Source organism: Novosphingobium indicum, assembly GCF_014645195.1.
Classification (GTDB): Bacteria; Pseudomonadota; Alphaproteobacteria; order Sphingomonadales; family Sphingomonadaceae; genus Novosphingobium; species Novosphingobium indicum.
Genome location: NZ_BMLK01000079.1, coordinates 1 through 2,246, shown reverse-complemented (window position 1 = coordinate 2,246; position 2,246 = coordinate 1). Strand labels below are relative to the sequence as shown.

The 2,246-nt window shown below is 62.3% G+C and carries 4 protein-coding genes; 2 read left to right on the top strand and 2 right to left on the bottom strand.

The genetic code is table 11. The annotated features are described in order from the left end of the window. Nucleotides 1-137 precede the first annotated feature (137 nt). Nucleotides 138-593: a hypothetical protein gene (locus IEX64_RS24145; RefSeq protein ID WP_188824010.1), complete on the bottom strand. Its 456-nt coding sequence runs from the start codon at nt 591-593 to the stop codon at nt 138-140. A gap of 15 nt (nt 594-608) precedes the next feature. Beyond that, entirely contained in the window at nt 609-1,007 is a 399-nt protein-coding gene (locus IEX64_RS24140; protein ID WP_188824008.1) for a DUF2442 domain-containing protein, read from the bottom strand. 263 nt (nt 1,008-1,270) lie between these two features. On the opposite strand from IEX64_RS24140, the gene IEX64_RS24135 reads away from it, so the two are divergent. After that, on the top strand, nt 1,271-1,498 hold the full coding sequence (locus IEX64_RS24135) for an AbrB/MazE/SpoVT family DNA-binding domain-containing protein (RefSeq protein WP_188824006.1): 228 nt from the start codon (nt 1,271-1,273) through the stop codon (nt 1,496-1,498). 62 nt (nt 1,499-1,560) lie between these two features. Beyond that, nucleotides 1,561-1,935, top strand: a complete 375-nt coding sequence (locus IEX64_RS24130; RefSeq protein WP_188824012.1) for a type II toxin-antitoxin system death-on-curing family toxin — start codon at nt 1,561-1,563, stop codon at nt 1,933-1,935. Nucleotides 1,936-2,246 lie beyond the last annotated feature (311 nt).

Below are 2,246 nucleotides of genomic sequence, written 5' to 3'. Positions count from 1 at the left end.
CGTCCGGCAGCATCGGCATCTCCGTCGTCAGGCTCCCAAGCCTTGTCCAACCCGGTTTTTGCGGGTCTCCAGCTTGCCTCGGGGAGGGGGACCATCCGCAGGATGGTGGAGGGGCATGGGCGGAAGCCTGTGCCCTTTCATTTCTTCGTGAGGAGGCGGCAAGCAAGCATTGGAATGCCTGATTTAATGGCAAAGGCGTCGCTTACTTCGAACCAAGAGCCGTGCATCCCAGAACCGTGGTTTGCTCCCATACAAGAACATTCACATTCGTGCCCCTGAGCTTCCATACAAGCACGTGCGCAGACTTCTGTCTCCTTGTATGGCTGGATTATGTAGACGCTTCCAAAACGATCTAATGTTCTATTCACAAAGTCATTGAACCAAGCTTTTGGAATTTCCCAATAGCTTTCTGTGGTCCGCCAACGAGGAATATGTGGGCGTGAGTTTCGGAGCCAGAGCTGATCCTCGATCCGAAACTCTAATTCACCGGGAAGCCTCAGGCGAAGTTTTTCTCCCTTGCCCGTCCGACGCAAAATAACGGCAACTTCCCGCTGCCTCCAAATTGCCATTAGTCTCGAATTGCCCGTCTTCATGCCGCTAACCCCGATTTATCCTGTCTTCCTCGGCCGCCCGCCCTTGGCACCATTCGTTCGCGCCGCCGCCGCCTTTGCCGCAGACGTTGTCCGGCCCGCTTTCGCGGCCATCCATTTCGCCGTGCCGAACACGCCATTGACGAGGCCGGGCACGGAATAATCCTCGTCGAGTTGCGGCCAATGCAGGCCATAGCCGCTTGGCGATATCTCGATCTCGGCAAGCTGTTCGGGGGTGGCGTCGCACAGGCCCTGCACGAGCGCCGGCGGGAAGGCGAACGTGGCGCCGTTGGTCAGATCGACCACGATCCGTCCGGCCTTGGCATCGTAACGGGCCGATGCCGCGCGGGGCTCGCTCGCTTGCGCGATCCGGCCTTGCTCGTTCGCCGCCTCGATCTGGGCGTCAGTCAGTTCCATCGTGTATCTCCTGCCACTTCGTCAGCAGATTAACGCCTTTAACATAGCGCCGCAGTGCAGCGGTATCGGCATGGAGGCGTGTTCCGCGTGAACTTTCGTTCATGGCCGGGTTCTCCCCTCCCGCAAGCGGGAGGGGTTGGGGGTGGGCTTTCTCGCGCCACGTCTGCTTGGGGAGCCCACCCCGCTGCGACTAGGCGCGTGCCGCGCCAAGTCTCGCTGCCCCTCCCGCTTGCGGTTGGGGAGGGGTGTGTTATAACGTCGGTATGAACACACCTCTCAAAATCACCAAGATCGGCAATTCCGCCGGTGTCGTCCTGCCCAAGGAAGTGCTCGCGAAGCTGCGCGTCGGGCTGGGGGATACGCTGCATCTCACAGAGGCGCCGGACGGGGTGCGGCTGACGGCGACCGATCCTGACTTTGCGGCCAAGATGGATGTGGCCGAAGAGATCATGCGCGAAGATCGCGATATCCTGCGCGTTCTGGCGAAGTAGGTTTGGCGGGCGAGGCCCCACCCCCACCCCCCTCCCATGAAGATGAGGGGGCTCCAGAGCGCATCGAGCCGGTCTGGCTGGAAGTCGAACTGGCGCTGGCAATTCACGACCGGCAGTTGGCCGAGCATGGCGGCGGAGCGGGGCTGCGCGATGCCGGGGCGCTCGAAAGCGCGCTGGCCCGGCCGGTGAACAAGTGGACTTATGGCGAGGACGATTGCTGCGTGCTTGCGGCGGCCTATGCCTATGGCATTGCCCGCAATCACCCTTTTGCGGACGGCAACAAGCGCACCGCCTGGGTCTTCGCGCGCCTGTTCCTTCGGCTGAACGGGCAGAGCATCTCGTTTACACCGAGAGAGGCTATCGAGATGGTTATGGCGCTGGCGGCTGGAGAGCTGACCGAAGAAGCGCTGGCCGACTGGTTCCGGGCGCGGCTTTAGCTCCCCTCCCGCAAGCGGGAGGGGCCGGGGGTGGGCTTTCTCGCGCTACGTCGGTTGAGGGAGCCCACCCCGCTGCGACTAGGCGCGTGCCGCGCCAAGTCTCGCTGCCCCTCCCGCTTGCGGTTGGGGAGGTCGGGCGCGCAACGTCGCTGCGGGCGCCGCGCCGACAGTAAGGGGAGGGCGAGGTGTCCTGAGCTTGTCGAAGGGCCCTCGCACCCTTCTTTCCTTCCCTCCCGACAAACCGTTTGGCGATTGTACCTTTTGCAAACACGGCGCCGTGGACAATGAAGCGCCTGTAACTGGACTCAGGA